This is a genomic window from Protofrankia symbiont of Coriaria myrtifolia (assembly GCF_900634755.1).
GTDB lineage: Bacteria > Actinomycetota > Actinomycetes > Frankiales > Frankiaceae > Protofrankia > Protofrankia coriariae.
Genome location: NZ_CAAAFS010000341.1, coordinates 1 through 24,847 on the forward strand (window position 1 = coordinate 1; position 24,847 = coordinate 24,847).

21 protein-coding genes are annotated in these 24,847 nt (G+C 70.6%); 14 read left to right on the forward strand and 7 right to left on the reverse strand.

Features of this window, described 5'->3' with window-relative positions:
- Positions 1-674 precede the first annotated feature (674 nt).
- From CM1CMNOD_RS22580 to CM1CMNOD_RS19945, 5 genes are all read left to right on the forward strand, one after another.
- Positions 675-863 (forward strand): hypothetical protein, encoded by a 189-nt coding sequence (locus CM1CMNOD_RS22580; RefSeq protein WP_131772915.1) that lies wholly within the window; start codon positions 675-677, stop codon positions 861-863.
- A gap of 5 nt (positions 864-868) precedes the next feature.
- Positions 869-2,335 (forward strand): hypothetical protein, encoded by a 1,467-nt coding sequence (locus CM1CMNOD_RS19930; RefSeq protein ID WP_157491050.1) that lies wholly within the window; start codon positions 869-871, stop codon positions 2,333-2,335.
- A 7-nt stretch (positions 2,336-2,342) separates the two neighbouring features.
- Positions 2,343-3,641 carry a PP2C family serine/threonine-protein phosphatase gene (locus tag CM1CMNOD_RS19935; RefSeq protein WP_013875396.1) on the forward strand — a complete coding sequence of 433 codons (1,299 nt, stop codon included), beginning with the start codon at positions 2,343-2,345 and terminating at the stop codon, positions 3,639-3,641.
- Complete coding sequence (locus tag CM1CMNOD_RS19940) at positions 3,638-4,918, forward strand: vWA domain-containing protein (RefSeq protein WP_013875397.1); 1,281 nt, start codon at positions 3,638-3,640, stop codon at positions 4,916-4,918. The genes CM1CMNOD_RS19935 and CM1CMNOD_RS19940 overlap by 4 nt, the downstream gene beginning before the upstream one ends.
- Positions 4,919-4,985: 67 nt before the next feature.
- Entirely contained in the window at positions 4,986-6,164 is a 1,179-nt protein-coding gene (locus tag CM1CMNOD_RS19945; RefSeq protein ID WP_050803611.1) for an FHA domain-containing protein, read from the forward strand.
- Positions 6,165-6,454: 290 nt separating this feature from the next.
- On the opposite strand, the gene cysS is transcribed toward CM1CMNOD_RS19945, so the two are convergent.
- The 5 genes from cysS to CM1CMNOD_RS19970 all read right to left on the reverse strand — a co-directional run bounded on the left by cysS (position 6,455) and on the right by CM1CMNOD_RS19970 (position 10,945).
- A complete protein-coding gene (gene cysS / locus CM1CMNOD_RS19950; protein ID WP_013875400.1) occupies positions 6,455-8,041 on the reverse strand; it encodes a cysteine--tRNA ligase in 1,587 nt (528 codons plus the stop codon).
- 321 nt (positions 8,042-8,362) lie between these two features.
- Positions 8,363-8,758 carry a PPOX class F420-dependent oxidoreductase gene (locus CM1CMNOD_RS19955; RefSeq protein ID WP_013875401.1) on the reverse strand — a complete coding sequence of 132 codons (396 nt, stop codon included), beginning with the start codon at positions 8,756-8,758 and terminating at the stop codon, positions 8,363-8,365.
- Positions 8,759-8,889: 131 nt separating this feature from the next.
- The gene (ispF, locus tag CM1CMNOD_RS19960; RefSeq protein WP_013875402.1) at positions 8,890-9,384 is read right to left on the reverse strand and encodes a 2-C-methyl-D-erythritol 2,4-cyclodiphosphate synthase; all 495 of its coding nucleotides are present in this window, start codon (positions 9,382-9,384) and stop codon (positions 8,890-8,892) included.
- A gap of 333 nt (positions 9,385-9,717) precedes the next feature.
- Positions 9,718-10,401: a 2-C-methyl-D-erythritol 4-phosphate cytidylyltransferase gene (ispD, locus tag CM1CMNOD_RS19965; protein ID WP_043604166.1), complete on the reverse strand. Its 684-nt coding sequence runs from the start codon at positions 10,399-10,401 to the stop codon at positions 9,718-9,720.
- A 61-nt stretch (positions 10,402-10,462) separates the two neighbouring features.
- Positions 10,463-10,945 (reverse strand): CarD family transcriptional regulator, encoded by a 483-nt coding sequence (locus CM1CMNOD_RS19970; RefSeq protein ID WP_006545253.1) that lies wholly within the window; start codon positions 10,943-10,945, stop codon positions 10,463-10,465.
- A gap of 454 nt (positions 10,946-11,399) precedes the next feature.
- Here CM1CMNOD_RS19970 and CM1CMNOD_RS19975 point away from each other — a divergent pair, with 454 nt between their 5' ends.
- The 8 genes from CM1CMNOD_RS19975 to CM1CMNOD_RS20010 all read left to right on the forward strand — a co-directional run bounded on the left by CM1CMNOD_RS19975 (position 11,400) and on the right by CM1CMNOD_RS20010 (position 20,249).
- The gene (locus CM1CMNOD_RS19975) at positions 11,400-12,293 is read left to right on the forward strand and encodes a hypothetical protein (protein WP_013875405.1); all 894 of its coding nucleotides are present in this window, start codon (positions 11,400-11,402) and stop codon (positions 12,291-12,293) included.
- 399 nt (positions 12,294-12,692) lie between these two features.
- A complete protein-coding gene (locus CM1CMNOD_RS19980) occupies positions 12,693-13,250 on the forward strand; it encodes a hypothetical protein (RefSeq protein WP_013875406.1) in 558 nt (185 codons plus the stop codon).
- 223 nt (positions 13,251-13,473) lie between these two features.
- Entirely contained in the window at positions 13,474-14,925 is a 1,452-nt protein-coding gene (gene radA / locus CM1CMNOD_RS19985) for a DNA repair protein RadA (protein WP_013875407.1), read from the forward strand.
- A gap of 108 nt (positions 14,926-15,033) precedes the next feature.
- Positions 15,034-16,113, forward strand: a complete 1,080-nt coding sequence (disA, locus tag CM1CMNOD_RS19990; RefSeq protein ID WP_043604169.1) for a DNA integrity scanning diadenylate cyclase DisA — start codon at positions 15,034-15,036, stop codon at positions 16,111-16,113.
- A 211-nt stretch (positions 16,114-16,324) separates the two neighbouring features.
- Positions 16,325-17,398, forward strand: coding sequence for an A/G-specific adenine glycosylase (locus tag CM1CMNOD_RS19995; RefSeq protein ID WP_013875409.1), 1,074 nt, complete (start codon positions 16,325-16,327; stop codon positions 17,396-17,398).
- Between the two features lie 243 nt (positions 17,399-17,641).
- The gene (locus CM1CMNOD_RS20000; protein ID WP_013875410.1) at positions 17,642-17,926 is read left to right on the forward strand and encodes a hypothetical protein; all 285 of its coding nucleotides are present in this window, start codon (positions 17,642-17,644) and stop codon (positions 17,924-17,926) included.
- Between the two features lie 201 nt (positions 17,927-18,127).
- A complete protein-coding gene (proS, locus tag CM1CMNOD_RS20005) occupies positions 18,128-19,531 on the forward strand; it encodes a proline--tRNA ligase (RefSeq protein ID WP_013875411.1) in 1,404 nt (467 codons plus the stop codon).
- 214 nt (positions 19,532-19,745) lie between these two features.
- Positions 19,746-20,249 carry a DUF3618 domain-containing protein gene (locus CM1CMNOD_RS20010; RefSeq protein WP_013875412.1) on the forward strand — a complete coding sequence of 168 codons (504 nt, stop codon included), beginning with the start codon at positions 19,746-19,748 and terminating at the stop codon, positions 20,247-20,249.
- A gap of 232 nt (positions 20,250-20,481) precedes the next feature.
- Here CM1CMNOD_RS20010 and CM1CMNOD_RS20015 read toward each other — a convergent pair whose 3' ends face one another.
- Positions 20,482-21,708, reverse strand: coding sequence for a GGDEF domain-containing protein (locus CM1CMNOD_RS20015; RefSeq protein ID WP_050803612.1), 1,227 nt, complete (start codon positions 21,706-21,708; stop codon positions 20,482-20,484).
- Positions 21,674-22,066, reverse strand: a complete 393-nt coding sequence (locus CM1CMNOD_RS20020) for a hypothetical protein (protein WP_131771162.1) — start codon at positions 22,064-22,066, stop codon at positions 21,674-21,676. Before CM1CMNOD_RS20020 ends, CM1CMNOD_RS20015 begins: the two co-directional genes overlap by 35 nt.
- Before the next feature lie 1,510 nt (positions 22,067-23,576).
- Here CM1CMNOD_RS20020 and CM1CMNOD_RS20025 point away from each other — a divergent pair.
- Positions 23,577-24,847: serine/threonine-protein kinase (locus CM1CMNOD_RS20025; RefSeq protein ID WP_131774115.1), on the forward strand; the 1,271-nt coding region annotated here is incomplete at its 3' end.

Here is a 24,847-nt window from a genome sequence, read left to right on the forward strand (position 1 = left end):
CCGTTATCCCACCCCCGCTCCCGCGCGCTGGCCCATCCGTGTCAGGCTGCGGCGGTCAACGGTTAGGCGGAGCCCCGCTCCCCTGCGCGCTGGCCCATCCGCACGGGCCGTCTCGCTGCCCCACGGCCCGATCCCCGCCCGCGACCCACGGCCCGCATCTCCACAGCCCGTGTCGTCGGCTGGCCCGCTCCCTCGTGACCGGGCACCCGCGGCCCTGGCCCACGCCGCCTGACAGGCGTCCAATCTGTAACAGACAGTGAGCGCGATCGGCTGACCGCCGCAATACGAGGACGGTGCCAGGACACACGGCCCGCCGGGGCAGCGTCCGGACGGCTTGTCTGTCCGCAAGGTGACACCGGATCGGCACAACCCCTATCTCAAACCCCGCGACAGCAGCACTATCGTCAGAGCGTGACGGCCAACACATCCGCGGCGTTGTTCACTGGATCCGCCGGAGTTGGCACCCCCGCCACCGGGCCCGTACCACCACGGGCAGCCACATCATCACGAGTAACGCAGGTGACCGCGATGACGGCACGCCAGGCACGGCCCCACATACGGACGCCCGCCGGCGTCGGTCGGCTCCGCACCCCGCGAGCGGCACGGACAGTAACCGCTGCTGGCGGCACCGGACGCACCTGGACGGACGGTCGGCGACACGGCGACGAGTGCCGATGACGCCCCGCCGGCCCGACGGAGCGCTCGAGGCGACCGGCACCGGCCGGATGCTCGCGGCCCTGTCCCGCTGGACGGGCCCACACCCGGTCACCGGTGGGGCCACCAGGACGATCACAGGGACGATCACCAGGATAGCCACCGGACCGGCACCCGATCCGGCGCTACCGCGGCATCGAGGCCGGTGACCATGGTGAACACGACCCAGGAGCGGATCGACCGGACCCTGACCGCGCTGTCGAAGGCGGTCGCGTCCCAGGCTGCCGCCCTGATGGCCCTGGAGAACGCGCCCGAGCGGGCCCTACTCGTTCCGGACCGGCTCACCGGCGGCACCCGCCAGCGGGCGACGACCGCGTTGAGCGCGTTGACCGATGCCTGGCACTGGTACAGCGTCCTCACCGATCTCGCCGGACGGGCACGCGCCCTGCGCGGGGACAGGGCCCGGCTGGACGCCCGCGCCATCGACGAGCTGGACCTGCTGCTGCACGGCCCGGTGCCACAGCTGGGCGTCCGCCCGGCGAAGCTGGCCAGCCGTACCGACGCGGCGCTACGGACCGTACGCACCTGCATCGACGAGATCACAGCCGCCTGGAACACCCACCTGGCCATCGTCCACACGGCCGAACAGCGGATCGCCACCGCCGCCGCGACCGCTGCCCGGCTGCGCCTGGACGACGACGCGGGCCTGGCCATCGCCCGCCGGCTGCTGGCCGAGTTCGCCGAGCGAGCCGCCACCGATCCGCTCTCGCTGCCCGAGAGCCTGTCCGCGCAGCTGGCGGCGGCGGTCGCGGCGGCCGGTAGCGGGCTGGACGAACTGGCCAGACGGCACGACGCCCTGCCCCAGGCGCTGCGGGAGGCCCACGAGCTGCTGACCGGCATCATCGCTCTCATCGAGCAGGCCGCGGCGGACGCCGAGCGGGCCCGCGGCCGCGTCCTGCGGTCGAGAGCGTCCCTGACCCGTCTGCCCGACAACGTGCTCGACGACGAGCGTCACGGCCTGCGGACCTGGCTCGACCGGCTGACCGCGACGGCGGCGGCGGGCCGCTGGAAGGAGGCGAGCCGAGGCCTCGATCGCTGGCGGGAGCTCGCGGACGCCACCGCGATCTCCGCCCGCCGGGTCGCCGAAGCCAACGCGGCCATGCTGCGTACCCGGGACGACCTGCGCGGGCTGCTGGCCGGCTGGCAGGCCAAGGCGGTCGGACGCGGTGTCGCCGCGGAACCGGAACTTGCCGGCCTGTACCGACAGGCCCGGTCGGTGCTGTACACGGCACCGACCGATCTCGACCGGGCCGCCGCGCTGGTGCACGCCTTCGGTGCGGCGGTCGATCGCCGCACCTCGTCGAACCCAGGGCCGAACCCGGAGCCGAAACCAGGGCCGGAGCCGAGAGCGGGGCCGGGATCGGGCGCGGATTCCGGGTCAGGATCAAGGCTGGGAGCGGACGGTCCGGCTCGCTCACGGCCGGACGGGGGCCGCGGGCCGGCCTCGGCGCACAATGGGTCGAGCGCGCGTCCAGCAGGGAAGGCTCCTGGCCGCGGCGTCGCCGCGACGCCTCGGTTGATACTGCCGACATGCCGACCCGGCTCCGACAGCCTGGCCCCGGTGTGCCGCCAGGGCGGCGGCAGACCGCGTCCGCCCGTGGACGCTGGTCCGACCAGGTGATACGCACGTGATCGGCCGTGGACAGGCCACGGCCGAAGGCACGGAGACCGGGCGGGTAGGCCACGACCCCGCCACGGGGAAGGGACGGTACGGAATCGACCAGAACGGGGGTCGCTGCCCTGCGTGCGCGACTCCGGTACGTCCGGACGACCGCTTCTGCGAAGCGTGTGGAACGCTGCTGCGGGCCACACCACCGGTAGGGACCGATGACGCCGACCATCGTGAGATCGACCTCGGCCCGATCGCCGGCGTCTGTGACCGAGGGGTACGACACACCACCAACGAGGACGCGATGGGCGTCTTCATGGTCGGCTCCACGCTGATCGCGGTGGTCTGTGACGGCGTGTCGAGCACGCCCGGATCCGGACTGGCCGCCCGGGCGGCAGCCCAGGTGGCGGCGGCGACCGCGGCGGCGATCCTCGCCCGGCCCATCACCCGCCCCCGCCCCGGCGGGGAGCGGGACGACGCGGAGCCCCGCACCGACCATGACCGCGGCAGACCGGCCGGCCCCGACGGGTTCGGCTACCCCGGCTTCGGCGCGGACCTCGGTGAGGATCGCGACCCGCCCGACCATCATGATCGTTACCGTGACCGCGGTGGCCGCCGCGGCGACCACCGCACCGACTGGCCGGACGCCGACCTCCCGACCTGCCCACCTGGCCCGCTCCCACCCGGCCCGCTCAGCGAGGAACTGCCCCCGAGGCGGGCCGAACAGGCGGTGCGTGCCGCCGTGGCCGCCGCGCAGGACGCGGTGGCTCGGATGCCCGCCATCGGGCGCAGTTCACCGTCCTGCACGCTGGCCGCGGCGATCATCACCCGTGAACGGGACGGCACCGGGCACGTGACCGTCGGCTGGATCGGCGACAGCAGAGTGTATTTGCTCACAACGCGCTGCTTCCAGCGGCTGACCGAGGACGACACCTGGGCGGCCGAAGCCGCCCGCGCCGGGCTGATCCCCGCCTCCGCGGTCGAGACCGACCGGCGGGCCCACACCCTCACTCGCTGGCTCGGGGGCGACGCCGAGGACGTCACCCCGCACGTCCGCGCCTTCCCGCTGCCCGCTTCGGCCACGGTGCTGGTCTGCACCGACGGGCTGTGGAACTACCTCTCCCGTGCCGAGGACATGGCCGCGGTCGTCGGCCAGCTCCCGCCGAACGCCTCACCGCTCATGATCGCCCGTCATCTGACCGGGCACGCGATCGACCGCGGCGGCCACGACAACATCACGGTCGTGATCGCGCAGGTCGGGCCGGACCCCACCGACGGGCACGCCGACCGGCACACCTCCGGAAGGGAGCAGCGATGACCACGCCGTTCACCGTGGAGGTCTTCCAGAACGAGTACCTGGCCCACGGCCACGGCGAGGTGCACGCGGTGGTCACCGTCCGGGGAGCGTACGACCCGGCGGGCCTGCCGGGCCAGCGCGGCCCGGTGGAGCTCGCCGAGGTCATCTTGCTGGACTGCTCCGGCTCCATGGGCAACCCGCGGACGAAGATCGTCGAAATGCGGCGGGCGGCGGCGGCCGCGGTCGACGCCCTGCCCGACGGCACGTGGTTCGCGATCGTGCGGGGGTCGGGGATCGCCGAGGCCGTCTATCCGGCCGGCCGTGAGCTCGTCCGGGCCGACGAGCGGACGCGGGCCGCGGCCAAGGAGCGGATCGGACGCGTCGACGCCGACGGAGGCACCGCGATCGGCCGCTGGCTCACCCGCGCCCGGGAGCTGATGGCCACCAGGCCGGATGCCATCCACCACGCGATCCTGCTGACCGACGGACGCAACGGCGAGCGCGCGGCCGAGTTCGACGAGGCCGTCGCCGCGTGCGTCGGGCGTTTCCAGTGCGACTGCCGGGGCGTGGGAGCGGACTGGCGTGTCGACGAGCTCCGCCGCGTCGCGACGGCCCTGCTCGGCACGGTCGACGCGGTCCGGCGCCCGCAGGACCTGGCCACCGACTTCCAATCCATGATCAATAACGCGACGAACCGGGCAGTGGACCGGGTCAGCCTACGGGTGTGGACGCCACGTAACGCCACTGTACGTTTTCTGCGACAGGTCGCACCATTCGTGACAGATCTCACCGGAATTGCCACGCGAGTCGACGAACTGACTGTCGATTATCCGACCGGCGCATGGGGCAGTGAATCCCGCGACTATCATCTATGCGTCACCGTTCCACCACGTACAGACGATATGGAGATGCTGGCCGCCCAGGTCGGCGTGGTCGTGTCCGGCCAGGTGCGGTGCCGTGAGCGCGTCCGCGCGGTCTGGACCAGCGACATCGACCTGTCCACCCGGATCGCACCCGAGGTCGGCCCCTACACCGGCCAGGTCGAGCTCGCCCAGGCCATCCAGGAGGGACTGCAGGCCCGACGCGACGGCGACGAGGCGACCGCTACCATCAAACTTGGTCGAAGCGCACAGCTGGCGCGTCAGTCCGGCAACGAGGGTACATACCGCCTACTTCAACACGTGGTCGACATTGAGGACGCAAGCGCAGGTACTGTTCGGCTGAAACGGAACGTCGACACCATTGACGAAATGGTCCTTGACACACGGTCGACCAGGACCGTCAGGGTGAACAGGTGATCAGGTGAGTGCACGCTGCCCAGACGGGCACCTGTCTCTGGCTCCCGACTACTGCGATCAATGTGGTATGCGGATTGTAGCCAACCAGGAGCCCTATGTCATTCATCCCGCTGACGGGACGACCGGGTCGTCAGGTCGCGGGCGACCGCACCAGCCGGACCATGCCGCCGGGGGCCACGGGGAGCCGTCCTACGGCCGGCGGCCGGCGGAAGGCTCCGGGCCGCTGCCGGCCGGCCCGGGGCAGTCGGGTCCGAACCCGTCGCTGCCGGGCGACCCGTTCGGACGGGACGGCTATGCCCAGGACGGCTACGACTCCGCCGGCCATCTAGCCGGTGGCTACGGTGCCAGCGGGTACGGCCGCGACCCGTACGGCCAGGAGAGATACTCCTCCAGCGGCTACCCGCCCGACCCCTACGCCCAGGGCGGCTACGGCGCGGACGGCTACCCGCCCGATCCCTACCGGGACCCCCGCGGCGAGCCTTCCGACGAGCCGTACCGGGCCGACCTGTGGGGTTACGAGCGGGCTGACCCGTACCGGTCCCCCGCGCCCCCCGCGCCCGGCACGGGCGGTGTCGACGACCCGTACGGCCTCGACCGCGGGGCCGCCGCCCGCCCCTCGACGGGAGCACCGGCCACCGACTACCACCGGCCCCCGCCGAACCAGGCTGGCTTCGAGCGTCCGGCGCGGGATGTTCGGGAGCCGGTCGAGGGCTATGCCGCGTGCCCGAACTGCCACAACCCGAACGAGGTGGGTGCCCGCTTCTGCGAGGTGTGCGGCTTCGACCTCGTCCTGCTGGAGCGTCCCGCGCCCGTTCCGGCGGAGCCGCGTTCCGGCCCCAGTGGGCCACTGCCGGTCCAGGCCAGCTGGGACGTGGTCGTCGAGGCCGAGCGGGAGTACTACGACAGCGGTGACGACCATCGGGTCCCGTTCCCGACGATCTACCCTCGGCGGGTGTTCGCGCTCAACGGCTCCCGGCTGCTGATCGGGCGGCGCAGTGAGTCCCGTGGGATCCATCCGGAGATCGACTTGGCCGGTGCCCCCGAGGACCCGGGCATCTCACGCGCGCACGCCATGCTCGAGCTCCTGCCGGACGGCAGCTACGCGGTGCTCGACCCGGGATCGACGAACGGCACCCGGATCAACGACGAGCCGAACCCGATCCCACCGGGTCAGCCGATACCGCTGCATCACGGCGACCGGGTGTACCTCGGAGCCTGGACCAGGGTCACGATCCGCTCCCGCTGACGGCTGTTCCCGGTAACAGCCGTCAGCGGTAACAGCGGTCAGCGGCACGGCCACTGGCCGACGTCACCATGCGCCGGCCAGCCAAGAAGATCTGCGTGAGTCCGTCGTTCGGGACGCCCGTCAGGCCGGAAGGCGTACCGAACGACAGACTCACCGGGATCAGGCTCACCTGGATCAGGCTCGTGCGCGGACGCGTGAACACTGCCCACGCCACCTGGCTACCTGGGGCCGGCTGGCTATCTTGTTGGCGTTAACCGGCTGTCCGTTGACCGGCTGGCTGGCCGGCGCTCCTACGCCAGGTGCCAGCGCTGCCCCTCGGGTGTGTCCTCGACGATGATGCCGCCGGCGGCCAGCCGGGACCGGATCTCGTCCGCCTCGGTGTAGTCCCGTCGGGCACGCGCGGCCGACCGCAGATCAAGAACGATCTCCATGACGCCGTTGAGTGCCGGCCGCAGCTCGGAACCGGCCGCTGGCCACTGACTGACCGGGTCGAGCCCGAGGACGACCAGCATTCTGCGCACGACGTCGACCCAGCCGGCAAGCTCCCGACGCCGCGCTTTGGACAGCACCTGGTTCCCGCGGCCAACCGCGCCGAAGAGGACAGCCAGCGCCCGGGAGATCGCGAGGTCGTCGTCCAGAGCGGCCGCGAAGGCCGCCCACGCCTGTGCCGGGCTGTCCACCTCGGCCGGGTCGTCGCCCGCGGAAGCATGCGCGGCCGCGCCGGCGGCGATGACCACCGCCCCGGCCCGCCCGGACGAACGGGCGCCCTGGCGTGTGCCGCCCTTCACCTGGCCCTGCCCGGCGGGATCCCGACGTGGGTTCGTGGCGCATTCGGCCGCCAGCGCCGCGGCCTCGTCCGGCCCGCCCAGGATGTCGAGCGCGTTACGGACGAACGTCTCGATCCGGTCATGAGCCGCCGCCGACTCGGCCAGCCCTTCCGGGGTGTACTCCAGCGACGAACGGTAGTGCGCCGACAGCAGATGGTAGCGCAGTACTTGTGGCCTGACCTGCTCGAACGCGTCGCTGACCAGGAACGAGTTGCCCAACGACTTCGACATCTTGGTGCCGCCGGTGGTCAGCAGACCGACGTGCATCCAGTAGCGGGCCATCTGCGGCGCGCCCCCGCCGGCGCCCCCGTGGGAGTGGGCCGCGCTGGCCGACTGCGCACGCTCGTTCTCGTGGTGCGGGAAGACGAGGTCGAGGCCGCCCCCGTGGATGTCGAAGACCTCCCCGAGGTACTTGCCGGCCATCGCCGAGCACTCGATGTGCCAGCCCGGCCGGCCGCGCCCCCACGGCGACTCCCAGAACGGCTCGCCGGGCTTCGCGCCCTTCCAGAGCGCGAAGTCACGGGGATCGACCTTGCCCTCGTCGCACTCCGGTGACGCCTGGACCGCTTCCGGGCGCTGGTGGGACAGCCCGCCGTAGCCGGCGAAGCGGGAGACCCGGAACCACACCGAGCCGCCGCCGGGGTAGGCATAGCCGGTGTCCACCAGCCTGCCGATGAGTGCCAGCATCTCCGGGATGTGCCCGGTGGCCCGCGGCTGGATGGTGGGTGGCAGGACGCCGACCGCACGGTAGGCGTCGTCGAAGGCCCGGGTCTGGCGGGTGGCCAGCTCCCACACGCTTTCGCCGGCCCGGCTGGCGTTGATTATGATCTTGTCGTCGATGTCGGTGACGTTCTGTACGAAGGTCACCTCGAGCCCGGACGCGACAAGCCAGCGGCGGAGCAGGTCGAAGGCCACGGCGGTACGGATGTGTCCGACGTGCGGCGGGGACTGGACGGTGGGCCCACAGACATACACGCTCACGTGACCGGGGCGCAGCGGCTCGAACGGCCGCAGGCGCCGGGTGCGCGTGTCGTAGATGTGGAGTCCCATCTGTCAAGAGTACGGCGCAGCCCCACGCGGGATCCCCCGCCACCCGTGTCAGACACGACTCCGTTCCATGAACGGCCCGCAACATGTATGAAATCCGACTCCGGTAGAGGGTCGAAGTCGGATGACGTGCGGCCCGGGCACAGTATGCGGAACGAGCCGTGCATGGTATAACGCACAGCATGGTGCACGGCACGTCACAACGGAAGATCACAAATCACAATGGTGGATCCCCGGGGTTTCGCCGTACCTGGCGATACATCAGGCCATACATAAGGCCGCACATCGGGCCACAGCGGGCCGCCGCGCACCGGACCACCGCCGTCAACCGGTGGTGAACACCCGCTCGGCGGTGACACGGATGACAATCCGTGTCGCTTCGGGTGCGTCCCAGCGATACGTCTCGTCGCCGGTGTACTTCAGCGCGAGGGCGTCGATCAGCTCGCGACCTCCCTCTTCCGACAGTGTGGCCCGCCCCCGGACCTCGACATATCCGTAGGGATCCCGCTGGTCGAGGAACATGATTCCCACCCGCGGATCCCGGGCGATATCCCGCTCCTTGGCACGACCCCGAATTGTGGACAACAGAAGCTCATCGCCATCACGAGCAATCCACAACACAGTCATTCGCGGAGACCCGTCAGGCCGGATCGTCGCAAGCGTCACGTAGATCGGGGAATCCGCGAGTTTCTTGACCTTCTCGGGCAGATATGACGACATCAGGCTCCTTTGCCGCTCCTGTCGCTTTCCCACCCTGTCATCCGGTCGACGGCCGTCCGGTTGTCATGCCAATCAGGCATAACAACCGGACAGCCAGGTCGGGCCCACGACGCTCCTGGACGCGCCCTCGCTCAGGCGCGGACCACGAGCGCGGTGGCGATCGCCGCGAGCCCCTCGCCACGGCCGGTCAGCCCGAGGCCGTCGGTGGTGGTGGCGGACACGCTCACCGGCGCGCCCACCGCCGCCGCCAGGACCTCCTGTGCCTCCACCCGCCGGCCGGCCAGGCGCGGCCGGTTGCCCACGATCTGCACGGCGACGTTGCCGATGGTCCAGCCCGCCTCGGCCAGCAGCCTCGCCGTCTCACCCAGCAGGGCCACCCCGGCCGCACCGGCCCATTCCGGCCGGCCGGTACCGAAGACCGAGCCAAGATCCCCCAACCCGGACGCGGTCAGCAGCGCGTCACAGGACGCGTGCGCGGCGACGTCGCCGTCCGAATGACCGTCGAGCCCGGTCTCACCGGGCCAGAGAATGCCCGCCACCCAGCAGGGGCGGCCCTCCGCGAACGGGTGGACGTCGACACCGAGCCCGACCCGAGGAAGTCCGGACAGATCCCTCACCTCACTCACACGTCATCACTTACACATCACTCAGGGAGAAGGAGACGGCCGGAGGCGAGCCGGAGCGCTCCGCGACCCGGATGCCGTTCCAGCGGCGTCGGCATTCCAGCGGCATCGGAACCGCGACGACCACCGTGTTGCCGGGATCCGGTGTTGTCGGGATCCGGCGCGGGTAGATGGTCGCCGCGTCAGGGCGTGTCCGGCGGATGTCTGATCGCGCGGGCCGCGCCCAGACGACCAACATCCATCAGCCGCACCCTGGGGCATTTCCCGTGGATCTTCACTCGCGCGGATCGGCGCCCAGCTGGCCGCCCGCATCGAGCAAGATCCACGGAAAACACCCTAGCGGTGTGCGAGCAGCGCCTCGGCGAGGACCAGGTCGGCAGGCCGGGTCACCTTGAACGCCTCCTGTGCCCCGGGAACGGTCATCACGACCACGCCGAGCGCCTCGACCAGGCCTGCGTCATCGGTGATCGCCACTTCGGGAGGCAGCGTCGCGCTGAGCCGGTAGGCGTCGTCCAGCACGTCCCGGCGGAATCCCTGCGGGGTCTGCACGGCACGCAGAACATCGCGCGGCACTGTCCGTACGACCCGGCCGGTGTCGTCGATCTGCTTGATGGTGTCGTTGACCGCCAGCACCGGGATGACCGCGGGCGCTCCGGCCAGGACCGCTGACGCGACCGTGTCGACAAGCGCCGGGGGCGTCAGCGGACGGGCCGCGTCGTGCACCAGGACGACCCCGACCGTCTCGTCGAGCACCGCGAGAGCGGCCCGCACGGAATCGATCCGCTCGGCGCCACCTGCGATCACCTGTACGCCAGGCCCCAGCAGCGCCGCGAACGCGTCCAGCTCCGCGGTCGGAGCGGCGACGACCACCTGATCGACCAGGGCCGCGGAGGTCAGTGACTCGACCGCGTGCTGGACGAGGGAGCGGCCGGCCAACGAACGAAGTGCCTTGGGTACGGATCCACCAAGACGCTCGCCGCGGCCGGCTGCCGGCACGACCGCGGCCACACGGTCAGACATATGCATAAAAAGCGTCAAATAGATTCAACGCGTTGGCTATCCGGAGTATCCGCCGCCGCGACTAACCCGCCAGTACCTCGTCGAGCATCGCTTCGGCTTTGTCCTCGTTGGTGCCCTCGGCCAACGCCAGCTCACTGACCAGAATCTGACGCGCCTTGCTCAGCATGCGCTTCTCACCAGCGGACAGCCCCCTTTCGCGATCACGACGCCAGAGATCACGAACGACCTCGGCGACCTTGTTCACGTCACCCGAGGCAAGCTTCTCGAGATTCGCCTTGTAACGCCGCGACCAGTTGGTTGGCTCCTCGGTGTGCGGGGCCCGCAGGACCTCGAACACCCGCTCAAGGCCGTCCTGGCCGACCACATCACGGACACCGACCATCCCGACGTTGTCTGCGGGGACGCGCACAGTGAGGTCACCCTGCGCAACCTTGAGCACGAGATAGAGCTTTTCCTCGCCCTTGATGACGCGTGTTTCAATCGCGTCTATGAGAGCAGCACCGTGATGTGGGTAAACAACGGTCTCGCCGACTTGGAACGCCATGTGTCAAGTGCCCCTTCCGCCTTCACCAGGGTAACACGCGTGCATCGACGCAGGTCAGACGCGTGCTTGTGGAACAGGCCGGCGACGGCCCGTCCGGACGTCCCGGTGACGCGTCCAGCGCGCCTCGGCGACGCTCCGGACCAGGCGAAACGGGCAATGGCCACCAGCATGGACAGCCCACCCGGATGTTGTTGCCGTGCTTCCCGCTACCCCGTGACGCCGTGATCGGCGTCACGGGGTAGGGCAGCCACACCGCCGCGCCGCTCGGACCGCACCCGCTGGTGGAATCCACCCGGGGTGTCGTCACGCGACCGTGTACGACACCCCGGGCCGCGCCGTACCGGACGATGCCGCCCCCGGACGATGCGCGCCCCGCTGGCGTCCGCCCTGTTGACACGGCACCAGCTTCCTATACCACCCGGCACATGGACCGTCCATCGGCCACGATGGAGGGGTGCACGTCACACCGCCGCCGCCTCCCGCCTCCGGGGACGACGGAAACGGCCCCGGCCACGAGGACGACCAGCACGCCCACCTTCCGCATCAACGCTGGGAAGAGCTTCCCCCGGTCGACGTCAGGATCCCTGACGACCTGAGCGATCTCGACGACGAGGTGGTCGCCTACCAGGCCGAACTGCGGGCGCAACGGCGGCGGGAGCGCGTCGACCGGCTGGTCCCGGGCCTGCGGAGCCTGCGCGGCCGGCGCCGCCGGCCCGGCAGGCGTCACCGACCCGACCTGCTCGAGCGGCTCGACCGACGTGACCGGCCGAGGGCACCGGGCGGGCGCCCTCGCCACACCTCCGGGGCTGCCGTCGCACTGATCGTCATCGTCCTCGCGGCGCTGGGCGCGATGGTGCCGCTCGTCCTCGCGCATCCGCGGCCGCTCGCGCCGCAGGGCGCGGTCCCGCTCGCGTCCACGACCGTGCCGCCGGGCGCGGTCGGCGGGCTGCTGCCGGGCGTCCCGCTCAGTACCGCCCGTACCTCCCGTCCCGCCACTGATCTGCGACCAGCGCTGATCGTGCTACTGCCGGTGGCCTGCGAGTGCCCGCGGGCCATCCACGAGATCGTGAGCCAGGCCCGGGAGGGCCGGCCGATACCGACCTATCTTGTGGCGCCGTGGACCGACGACCCCTCGCTGGAGCGGCTCGTCCGTCAGCCGGACGCGGCCGCGGGGTTCGCCGTCGGCTACAACGACCCGGGCGCCTCCCTGTCCCGGCTGTACCGGGCCGACCCCCGGCAGCCGACCCTGCTGCTCGTCGCCATGGACGGCCGCCTGGTGCACCCGCCACGTATCTTCACCGTCGGTGACCGCCTGGAGGGATGGCTGGGGGCGTTGCCGGGCCGATAGGCGCCTCCCGGCCCGGCCTGGCCCGACCGGCCCCGGGCCGACCCTGCGTCCATCGCGCGGCGATGTTCCGAACAGGCGCTGCGGGCATGACTGTCGCGGCCCGTCCGTCTTGTTACTGTTTGTTGTGTCTTGTCATGGCTTGCCATGGGTTTGTCGTGGCCGTCTCCCGGTGTCGGCTAGCGGGCCCGCCGCGCGGCGGCGTCCCATGGCTGGTTCGCCGCGCCGCGGGAGGACCTGCACTAACATGTGGTCCGCGGTCGAACTCTGCACGTATGCGAGTTCTGTGCGAATGTGCGTCCTGGGGTTGGGACCGTGCCCGTCCCGTCCGCCGGCCCGGCGACGGGGTCAACCGACACCGACGTGACGATCGTCGGTTCCGCACCGAGGAGCAGCCGACTCGTGAGCCACCGCCCGGGTGTGCGTACCGCGACCGCCTTGCTGGTGGCCGCCACATCGCTGATCGGCACGGCCGCGCTCTCCGCCTGCGCGGCCGGCAGCGACGCGCTGACGTCACAGGCCCGCACGACCACGAACACGGTGTCCGGTGCCGTCGGCACCATCGCGCTGCGCAACGTCTACGTGGCCGGGCCGGCGGCCAGGGGCGGGGACGCCCAGGTGGTTTCGGCCTTCTTCAACGGGGGGGCCCAGGAGGACCAGATCATCCAGGTCAGCTCCGACGCGGCCAACGGTGGCGCGGCACCCGCGTCGTCGGTTCTGAAGCCCGGTGGCGGCGTTATCTACATCGCCAACGGCAGCGCTCCGACGCTGACGGGGCTGAACCGCGAACTGCTCGTCGGGCAGGCGATTCCGGTCACGTTCACGTTCGCCAAGGCCGGCAGCGTCACCCTGAACGTCCCGGTGGAGCCGGCCGCTCCCGGGGCGTCCGCGCAGGCCACCGCGGCCACCAGCGCGACGCCCACGCCGCGCGCCGTGGCCTCTACCGACCGGGCGCACTGACCCGAACGGCCTGGGCAGCCGTTACCGCGGGTCGCGGCAGCCGGCTTCGGTGTCGCCGCTGGGCAGTGGGGTGCCGCGTTGCCGCGGGCCGGACGACATCCAGGCAAAAGCGATCATTATGATCTGCTGGGACAGATCAACATAATCGTTGTCGTACAGCCGACAACGTCGATTATCCACCGCCCCGTAGTAGTTGTCGGAGCATGCCTATACGGTGCGGGCCATGTCCTCTCGGCCTCCCGTTCCCCGACCGAGCACACCAGGCCCGTCCGGCTCTCGCGTCGCCTCGGGCGGCTTCCGATGCAGCGGATGCGGCGCTGAGGCCGTCAAGTGGACCGGTCGCTGTCCGCGCTGCCAGGCGTGGGGGACGGTCGAGGCACAGGTTCCCCCCGCCCGCGCGGCCCACCGGGTCAGCAGCCGCAACCTGACGGCGCGACCCGCCGCGGTGGTCACGGCGCCCGCACGTCCGATGTCGGATGTCGACGTCACCACGGCCCGCAGCCGTCCGACCGGCGTCACCGAGCTCGACCGGGTGCTCGGCGGTGGGTTCGTGCCCGGGGCGGTCGTCCTGCTGGCCGGGGAGCCGGGCGTGGGCAAGTCCACGCTGCTGCTCGAGGTCGCCGCCCGTAGCGCCACCTCCGGCGCGCGGGCGCTGGTGGTCACCGGTGAGGAGTCGGCCGCGCAGGTACGGCTGCGGGCGGGCCGCACCGGGGCGGTGCACCCCGAGCTGTGGATCGCCGCCGAGACCGACCTGGAAGCCCTCCTCACCCACGTCGACGAGGTCCGCCCCAAACTGCTTGTGGTTGACTCGATACAGACCATCACCACCGCCGCGGCGGAAGGCGCCGCCGGCGGGGTCACCCAGGTCCGGGAGGTGACCGCGGCCCTGATCCGGGCGGCGAAGGCGCTGGACATGGCCACCGTCATCGTCGGCCACGTGACCAAGGACGGCACCGTTGCCGGGCCGCGCCTGCTCGAGCACCTCGTCGACGTCGTCCTGCACTTCGAGGGCGAGCGCCACTCGTCCCTGCGCCTGGTCCGGGCGAGCAAGAACCGCTTCGGTCCGTCCGACGAGGTCGGCTGTTTCGAGATGGGCGACGGCGGCATCCGCGGGGTCGCCGACCCCAGCGGGCTGTTCCTGTCCCGCTGGCACGACGGCGGGCCGATGGACGGCGTGGCGGGCACCTGCGTGACGGTCGCCGTCGAGGGCCGCCGGCCGCTGGTGGCCGAGGTGCAGGCGCTGGTGGCGAGCTCGGCCGCGGCCGTACCGCGCCGGGCGGTCTCCGGGCTGGACTCGGCGCGGGTCGCGATGATCCTCGCCGTCGTGGAACGCCGTGGCCGCATCCAGCTGGGGAAGTCGGACGTCTACGCGGCGACCGTCGGCGGTGTCCGGCTCGCCGAACCGGCCGCCGACCTGGCGATCGCGCTGGCCACGATCAGCAGTGTCGAGGACCGCCCCATCCCCGGCGACCTGATAGCGATAGGTGAGGTCGGCCTGGCCGGCGAGGTCCGCTCGGTGGGCGCGGTCCGCCGGCGGCTGACCGCGGCCTTCAGACTCGGCTTCCGGCGGGCGCTGGTACCTCCGGACGCCGGCCCGGCGCCCGAGCACATGACGACGATCGAGGTTTGCGACCTGGGCCAGGCGATACGGCACATGTACGGCCCAGGCGAATGAAAAGCACATCTGGTGAAAACACCGCTACAACATCGCAGGAGCGGCATGGCAAAGCAGCCGGCCCGATACCATGACCAGGGCGGGACGCCCCGACACAGAGGGAGCCAGATGGCAGGATCACCCGGGGATGACACCTTCCGGGCGACACTGGCCACTGTCGCCCCCGGTACCCCTTTCCGGGACGGGCTTGAACGCATCCTGCGCGGCCACACCGGCGCCCTGATCGTACTTGGTCACGACAAGGCGGTCGAAGGCCTCTGCACGGGCGGTTTCGAGGTGGACGTCGAGTTCTCCGCCACCCGGCTGCGGGAGCTGGCGAAGATGGACGGCGCAATCGTCCTGTCGTCCGATCTTCAGCGGATCGTGCGCGCTGCCGTCCACCTGGTGCCCGACCCGACGATCTTCACCGAGGAGTACGGCACCCGGCACCGCACCGCCGAACGGGTCGCCAAGCAGAGCGGGTACCCGGTGATCTCGGTCAGCCAGTCGATGCGCATCATCGCGCTGTACGTGGCGGGCCGGCGCTACGTCCTCGACGAGTCGGCCGCGATCCTGTCCCGGGCCAACCAGGCACTGGCCACCCTTGAGCGTTACAAAATGCGGCTGGACGAGGTCGCCGGCACGCTCTCCGCGCTCGAGATCGAAGATCTGGTAACCGTTCGTGACGCGATATCGGTCAGTCAGCGCCTGGAGATGGTCCGCCGCATCGCCGACGAGATCGAGGGCTACGTCGTCGAGCTGGGAACCGACGGCCGGCTGCTCTCCCTCCAGCTCGAGGAGCTGATGGCGGGAGTCGAAACCGAGCGGGAACTCACCGTCCGTGACTACCTGCCGTCCGGGGGCAAGGTCGGTACCGCCGCCGAGGTGCTGGCGCAGCTGTCCGCGATGTCGTCGACGGAGCTGCTGGACCTGACCGTGCTCGCCCGCGCGCTGGGCTTCTCCGGCGGCGCGGACGTGCTCGACAGCCAGGTCAGCCCCCGCGGCTACCGCATGCTGGCCAAGGTGCCCCGGCTGCCACGGCTGGTGGTGGACAGGCTCGTCGACCATTTCAGCACCCTGCAGAAGCTGCTGGCCGCCGGCGTGGACGACCTGCAGGCCGTCGAGGGCGTCGGCGAGGCGCGCGCGAGGGCCATCCGCGAAGGGCTCTCCCGCCTCGCCGAATCCAGCATCCTCGAACGCTACGTGTAGACCGGAGCGGCTGTGTGCGGCCGCATGTGAAGCACCGCATGGTGCACCCTCACGTGTCCGTGTGAACCGCTGGACAGCGCGGAGACGGGCGTCCGTTCGCGTCACGCGCGCCGCCAGCCGATGACCGCCGACCGATGGCGGTGGGCCGCGCGGCCCAGCCCACCTGTGGGCCCCGGCCTGCCCGGCCGGCGGCCATGCCAGGATGGCGGGGATGGCATCCACCGCCTCTCCCACGGCCACCTCGGCATCCGTGACCACTGCCGCGGCCGATGCGGCCGCCGTAGCCGATGCGGCCGACGCGGTGTCGGTCGACGCGGCCGAACCGGCCGCTGTGGCACCCGTGGCCGCCACGGCTGCCAGGCCCGGCCCCGGGGCTTCGACGGCGTTCGCCGACGCCGTCCTCGAGTGGTACGCGACCCATGCCCGTGACCTCCCCTGGCGGCACCCGGAGGCGAGCCCCTGGGCGGTTCTCGTCAGCGAGATCATGCTGCAGCAGACGCCGGTGAACCGGGTGCTGCCGGCATGGCAGGCCTGGCTGGACCGCTGGCCCGCCCCGTCGGCGCTCGCCGCGGAGCCGGCCGGCGAGGCCGTCCGCATGTGGGGGCGCCTGGGCTATCCGCGCCGGGCGCTGCGGCTGCACCAGGCCGCGGTGGCCATCACGGAGGAGCACCATGGGCTGGTTCCCGACGACCTGGAGCATCTGCTTCGGCTGCCGGGAGTGGGGACCTACACCGCCAGAGCGGTCGCCGCGTTCGCCTTCCGTCAGCGCCACGCTGTGATCGACGTCAATGTCCGGCGGCTCGTCGGCCGGGCCGTCAACGGCCGCGACGACCAGCGAACGGCCGTGTCACGCCGGGACCTCGAACTGGTCGAGTCCCTGCTGCCCCACGACGCAGAGAGCGCGGCTCAGGCCAGCGCCGCGTTCATGGAGCTCGGTGCGCTGCTCTGTGTCGCGCGTACCCCCCGGTGCGAGGCCTGCCCGCTGCGGCGGGAGTGCGCCTGGCGGCGGGCGGGCAGCCCGGCCGCCGCGGACACGGGCCGACGCACGCAGAGCTACGCCGGGACCGACCGGCAGGTACGCGGAAAGCTGCTCGCGGTGCTGCGCGAGTCACCCGTCCCGGTGCCGCAGGACGTCCTGGACACCGTGTGGGACGAGCCCGTACAGCGCGGCCGTGCGCTGCACGGCCTGCTCGACGACGGCCTCGTCGTCGCGGTCGCGCCCGGTGTGTACGCCCTGCCCGGCGAACAGGCCTGGCCCGGCGTGCGCAGCCCATCCGGCGGATAGCCCACCCAGCGAACGGAGCCCCGGGCCGACCGACCTTCCTCGGTATTTGCTATAAAGCAAGATAAGATTCCGTGAGCATCCGGCAACAAGCCGGCCAGCCCGAAGCAAACAGTGCCGATCCCAGGAAATGGTGCTGAAGAGCGTAATTCGTAAATCGTTTCGAGTTGGCCGGAAAAAGGACCACACAGTTGGCCGCGAACGCATCGGACCGGATTGCTAACTTCACATCGAGGAGGCCCGAACATGGACACCGACGGCGACCCTGTTCCCGAACCCCGAGGCATACCCGCCGCTGCGCCGGCCTCGCTCGCCGAGGTGGTGACGGTGCGGCACGGCCCACTGGTCGACCACGAACTCGTTCTCAGCACCGGAGCGACCGCGTCCGACCTGACATCCGCAATGATCATGGTGCCGCCGCAGGCCGCGCTGGTGAGTTTCCACGGTGACGTCGACCTGTCACTGGTCTTCCGAGAAAGACCAGGATGCTACGGCGACAGCCCCGAAGACCTGGCCGGACCGGCCGTGTAGCGCATGTAGAGGTACGTGTAGAGGTAAGTGCGTGCAGAGGTAAGCAGAGGTAAGCGGTAGAGACGGCGCACGCGGCGCCGTGGCGCGTGTGACGCCAGGCCGTCCCACTAGCCCTAGCCGTGACCTGGCCGCGAACCGTGACGGCCACATCGCCTCCGGGCAGGTGGACCGCACGGGACGGCCAGGCAATATCGTGGGCGGGTGGCCATACTCTCTCCCCGCGGCGAGGACTTCCCTCGCTGGTATCAGGACGTGCTCGCCAAAGCTGAACTGGCCGACAACGGCCCGGTCCGGGGAACCATGGTCATCCGACCGTACGGCTACGCGATCTGGGAGCGGATGCAGGCCGACGTGGACGCCCGGATCAAGGCGACCGGGGCGGTCAACGCCTACTTCCCGCTGTTCATCCCGGAAAGCTACCTGCGCCGGGAGGCCCAGCACGTCGAGGGCTTCAGCCCGGAGCTCGCGGTCGTCACCCACGGCGGCGGCAAGGAGCTGGAAGAGCCGGTGGTGGTCCGCCCGACCAGCGAGACCGTGATCGGCGAGTACATGGCGAAGTGGACGCAGAGCTACCGCGATCTGCCGCTGCTACTCAACCAGTGGGCGAACGTGGTGCGTTGGGAACTGCGCCCCCGGCTGTTCCTGCGCACCAGCGAGTTCCTCTGGCAGGAGGGGCACACCGCGCACGTCGACCAGGCGGACGCCGCCGCCTACGCCCGCCGCATCCACCTCGAGGTCTACCGGGAGTTCATGACCTCGGTGCTCGCACTGCCTGTCCTCGTCGGCCGCAAGACCGCGAAGGAACGGTTCGCCGGCGCCATCAACACCCTCACCCTCGAGGCGATGATGGGCGACGGCAAGGCGCTGCAGATGGCGACCAGCCACGAGCTCGGGCAGAACTTCGCGCGCGCCTTCGACATCGACTTCCTGGGCGCCGACGGCCAGCGGCACCTGGCGTGGACGACGTCGTGGGGCTCGTCGACCCGCATGATCGGCGGTCTGATCATGGCGCATGGTGACGACAACGGGCTGCGGATACCCCCGCGGCTGGCACCCGTCCAGGTGATCGTGCTACCCGTCCGGGACGACGCGGCGCTCCTCGAGCGGGTTTCCCAGATCACCGAGGGGCTGCAGGCCGCCGGGGTGCGCGTCCAGCTCGACGCCCGCCCCGGCCTGTCGTTCGGCCGGCGGGTCACCGACGCCGAGCTCAAGGGCATCCCGGTACGTGTCGAGATCGGCCCGCGCGACCTTGCCGCCGGCAGCATCACCCTGGCCCGCCGCGACACCTCGGAGAAGATCACCGTACCGCTCGACGACGTGCTGGCCCGGGTGCCCGCGCTGCTGGACGACGTCCAGCAGAACATGTACGACACGGCCCTGGCCGCTCGTGACGCCCGCACCCGCGACGTGTCGGACCTCGCCGAGGCGGTCGAGGCGGCGTCGGTGGGCTTCGCCCGCCTGCCGTGGGCCGCCGTCGGTGACGGCGGCGAGGCCAAGCTCGCCGAGGAGTCGTTGACCGTCCGCTGCATCCAGCGGCCGGACGGAACGCTCCCGGACAGCGGGGACGAGTCCGACCTGGTCTGCATCGTCGCCCGGGCCTACTGATCGGGCCCGCTGGCCGGGCCACGGCCCGCGGGCCAATGGCCGTATTGCCGATTAATTCTGTCGTCCCCGGGTATTTCCAAGATCGGGCTTGTGATGCCCGACCGCCGACACGGCCACGCCGCCACGTGGCTCCCGCCCGAGCGGATTCCGGTCCGAGCGGGAGCTTCCGCGCTGTCGCACGGTCGCGAGTATCGAGGAGAACGGGAGCACGTTCATGGGCGAGAATCCGGACAAGATCAGAACGGACATCGAGCTGACCAGGTCCCGGCTCAGCGAAGAACTCGGTCTGCTATCGGAGCGGGTAAGTCCGGGCCGGGTCGCTGGACGGACCGCCGAGGACGCCCGCAGCGCCGTGACCCACGCCCGGGAACGAGTAGTCAGCGGCACGGCCGGCGCCCGCACCCGACTCGCCGGATATGCGGGTGAGCTCGGACCCAAAGCGTCGATAACGGCACACAGGGCCTCGGCCGGCGCGTATCGGGCCAGGCAGACCGCGGACGAACTGGTGCACCGGGCCGGCCAGAATCCGCAGATTGCCGCGGGCACCAGAAAAATCCGGGAATCCACGGGCCAGGTGATACGGACGACGCGCAGCCGGGCCGCGGACAATCCCGGCGCCACCCGGGCCGTGGCGGCCGGTGTGGCCGGTACGGCGGTGACCGGCGCGGCCGTCCTCACCGTCATGTGGCGGCGCCGCCATCGGAACTGGTACGAATAAGTTCGCCTGGACGTAAGTCCACCTCGGCCGCCGCGTGACCGGGCATGAAACGGCCGGTCAGCTGACCGCGTACGGTCAGCTGGTCGCATGTCCGCTTCGGTCAGCGGACCGCGGATGCGGCAACGGCTGCCGGACCCGGTCGGGCTTTCCTGCGTCTCCCCGTGTATATCCGTGTCCGCCAGGTTCGCCGTATTTTCGTATTCCCGGGTTCCCGATCCCGACGCCAACGGCCTCACGCGGTTGTGGTGCGGATGTCATGCGCGTTCCGGGTCTCCCGGGTTTCTCGGGCCTCTCGGCTGTCGGCGGCGCTGCTGGGCCCGTCCCCGGGCACGGCTGTGGCTGATGCGACGTCGTCCCATACCACGGTGCGGTCCCGTCCCAGCGCTTTGGCTCTGTACAGGGCCCGGTCCGCCATACCGACCAGCTCCACCTGGTCCGATACATGCACGGGAAAGGCGCAGGCGCCCACCGACACGGTGGCGAAAAGCGAGATGTCGGCATTCACCGTGATCGGGCTGGCGGCCACCCTGGTCCGCATCCGTTCAGCGACCACGCTGAGCTCGTCCAAATGGACGTTGGGGGCCAGCAACGCGAACTCCTCACCGCCATAACGGGCGAGTACGTCGCCCAGGCGGGTGGTCCCGCGCAGCCGGACGCTGATTTCGGCAAGCACCCGGTCACCCGCTGGATGACCGTAATGATCGTTGATCGCCTTGAAATGGTCGACATCTATGATGAAGAGAGCCAGTAGGCCGCCGGTACGGCGTACCCGGGCGAGCTCTATCGGCAGTTCCGCCTCAAGAAAACGGCGGGTGTACAGGCCGGTCAGTGCGTCGGTGATTGCCAGCCGACGCTGGTCGGAGAGCAGGACCGTCATCCGGGCGATCGTCAACAGGAACATCAGGGCGTACGTCACGGCGATCACCGGAATGTCGTGGGTGATCCCGCGGGCGTACTGCACCAGCATTGTGACAGGTGCGACCAGGGCGGCACCGAACAGAACGGCAAGGCGACATCGGCCGAGGCCGACGTCGCCGGCCGGAGCCTGGTCGGCAATACGGGCCATTGTCGGATGCAGCGCCGCCGCGCCCAGCGCGAGAGAACCGGCAAGCCACATCACGTCCAGGATGTTTCCCGGCTGGTAGGCGCCGTTCAACCGTTGCAGGCCGTACAGGGTGTCCGCCGTCATGACTGCCACAAGATTTCCCATGAGCAGGAAGAGAGCCAACGGTTGACGGCCGGATCCCAGGAGTAGTTTGAGCCCGACCGCGAACAGGACGAGATCCATGGCCGGGTGCCCGAGCAACGGGACGGCCTCACCCAGCCAGCCGGGGCCGCCGCGGACGCGGGGCCCGATGAGATAGACCCACGCCAACATGGTCACGGCGGCCGCGAACGTTCCGGCGTCCAGCAGACCAGGTAGGTCACGCCCGGGGGTGCGGTACCGGGCGAGCAGCACCAGGCCCGTAACCACGAAGGGGTAGCGGAGCAGGAAGGAAGAAGGCGTCGGAGACGGTCCGGAAATCCATGATGCCAGGTACGTCGTACAGCAGACAGCAGGTCATGCCGGCGATCACGTACACGACCTGGCCGGCTCCCAGCAACAGCCAGGGCAGCCGCGGCGTGGGCCTGAACCGGACAACACCGATGAGGACCGCCACCACCGACGACACGCCGATCAGGCAGTAGAGCGCCGCCCGCCCCGTATCACCGACGGGTGTCAGCCAGTATCCGATCATGAGAACGGTGCCGGCCGTCAGATAGAGCAGCCACGGCCGACCCACGGCCTGGTCGGAATCCGCCCGTCCCCGCCCCATCAGGTCGCCTCCCGGCGGCAGGGCGGCCGACCGCGAAACCCGCCCGTCCGGACGGCTCGGTGAAATGTCAGGGTTCGTGTCATCCTGGAAACGGCCTTCATGACGAGATGCCCGGACCTGTCCGGCGGCGTGGAAAATCTCATACCGACGATACGATACAAAAATAGTACTCCGATGGGCAAAGCCTTCCAAATTACTTGGCAACGATGTCCGGCAACCGGTTCGGCCAGCTTTCCCGGACAACTTCGGTGACGACCGGCGCCAGCCGGCTGAGATCTCCCGACAGCCTGGGATGTCGGGTCCGCCGAAGCGGCTTGCGAGCCTTCCGGACCGCGGTCCCATGGCCAACAGAATCATGATCACAGAACCTTGGTCCCGTCGGGAAGCCGGACCACCGGGCCTGCCGGACCGGCTTCCGGACCACCCGAGCGAAAGCGGTACAATCGCGCTCTCTTTGATCCACCGGGAAGCCGTGACGGCCACTATGCGTGACGCAAAGCGGCTTCGCCGCCGTACCCCACCCGGTTCCTCCGCCGCGTCGCCATCTCGGCGCGGACGGCTGGTCCGCGCCGGCGAACGACCGGCTGGCCGGCCCACCGGAGGACAACGGCTGATACGCCCAAAGCATCACGTGACCGACATCCCTTACGTCGACTTGTTCGTCCGTCTTCGGGTTCAGTCAAACAGTATGGAGGAATGCTTTTCTCCAGCAACGTACGGGTCCGTCCTATCCGCAGCGCGGCCACCATGTGTAGCCAGGAGATCCGTGCGCTACGCGCCGCCGTCGGCCCACCATGGCGGGGTGGCCGGCACCGGCGACCGGCCTGGCCACGCGGCCTGCGGGGCTGGCTGGACATCGCTATGGAGTTCGGGATCGGGCAGCGGGCGTTGCTTGTCCGCTCAGCCGCGGACGCCGGCGGCGGCCTGGGTGCGGCATATGCCACAAACCGGTTTCATCACAGCGGGACAGGTGACCGAAAACACCGTCACCGGACGACGCCACAGCACGGGGACGGACGGTGGGAAGCGACACCACGGGCAGTCCCGTGGGCTTCCGGATACGAAACGGAACGTATTTACCCGGACGGCTCTGGAAGTCCCGGGCGGACCCGGACACCGACGCTTCGCACGCTACCGCACACCCCGGGAAGCTGGGCCTTCCGGACCTCCCCGAGCGGCTTCCGCGGCAGCCGCGTCCGACCGGGGGCAAACGCACCGGAAAAACATGACCACGCCGTCCACGACCTGTCGGTGGCACGACGCCCCCGGCCCTACCGGGCCAGCTGATTCCTAATATCAGGGAACCGGTCCGACCACCTGCGAACCCTTTATCTGTACACGACCTTTACACGCCGGTCCGGCAGCGACAAGAGGATGTGATCAATCGTACGTTTGAACGTGGTGACCAGTTTTGTTCCCACTCGGGAAAGTTGATGCGCTCACAGCCACAATGCCCGTCAACTCGGTAGCGTGATCCCCAGGGTGGGGAAGTCGCAGGAGAGGAGCGGACGTGCTGGCGCCGCTGACCGACGCTGATCCCCGAAAAGTCGGGAGATACTGGCTCCAGGGACGACTGGGTGCCGGCGGGATGGGCGCTGTTTACCTTGGTTTCGACGAGGATGGCCACCCCATGGCGGTGAAGGTCATCCGGCCGGAGCTGATTGGTGACGCGGACTTCCGGGAACGGTTCCGCCGGGAGGTCGCGGCCGCGCGCCGCGTCCGTGGCAGGTTCGTCGCGGAGGTCCGCGACGCCGACGTCGACGCGGAACACCCGTGGATGGCCACCGAGTACGTCGACGGCGTGAGCCTCTCGGCGGCCGTCAGCGAGCGGGGGCGGCTGAGCGGGTCCATGCTCGTCGACCTCGCCGCGAGCCTCGCCGACGCCCTCGCCGCCATCCACGCCGCCGGGCTGGTGCACCGCGACCTCAAACCGTCCAACATCCTGCTTGCCTGGGACGGGCCGAAGGTCATCGACTTCGGCGTCGCCCACGCCATCGACACGACCGAGCACACCCAGACCGGCCACATCATCGGAACGGTCGCCTGGATGGCCCCGGAGCAACTGCGCGGCGAACGGGCCGGCCCCGCGGCCGACATCTTCTCCTGGGCCATGTGTGTGGCGTTCGCCACGACCGGCCGCCACCTGTTCGCGGCGGACACACCCACCGCGTCCGCCCTGCGCATGCTGCGGGAGGAGCCGGACCTGCGCGGCATACCGGAAGGCCTCACGGTGCTGCTGCGGCGCGCTCTCGACCGGAACCCGGCCAGACGGCCCACCGCTGTCGAGCTCGTCACCGGCATCGTCCGGAACTATCCGGACAGCGCCGACCTGGCGGACGAGGTCACCCGGCGGGTCATGGTCGCCCCCCAGCCACCGCCGCCGCCATCGGCGGCGGCCGCTCCCGCGGCCGATCGTGTGCGGCCCCCGCGCGTGGCGAAGCGTCCGGGTGGGCCCGCCGGCCGCGCGGGCGGGGCCCCGCCCGGACGGCCCGGCAGCGGACGTTACGGCGGCGGGCGCCCTGGCGCCGGATATACCACCGCCCTGCGCCGCTGGCAGCTCGCGCTGATCACTGTGGTCGCCGGCATCGCGCTCGGTGTGACCACCGGTCTGGTCATGGCCGTCGCCATGCGGGTCACCCCCAGCGGCAGCACGAACCCACCTGGCGCGATGGCGACCCCCTCCGGGGCGCCTGCCCCGGGCGACGGCGCGACGCCCCCGGCCGCGGGCAGGCCGTGGACGTCCGCCCCGCCCACCGCGACCGGGCTCGCGCTCACCCGGCC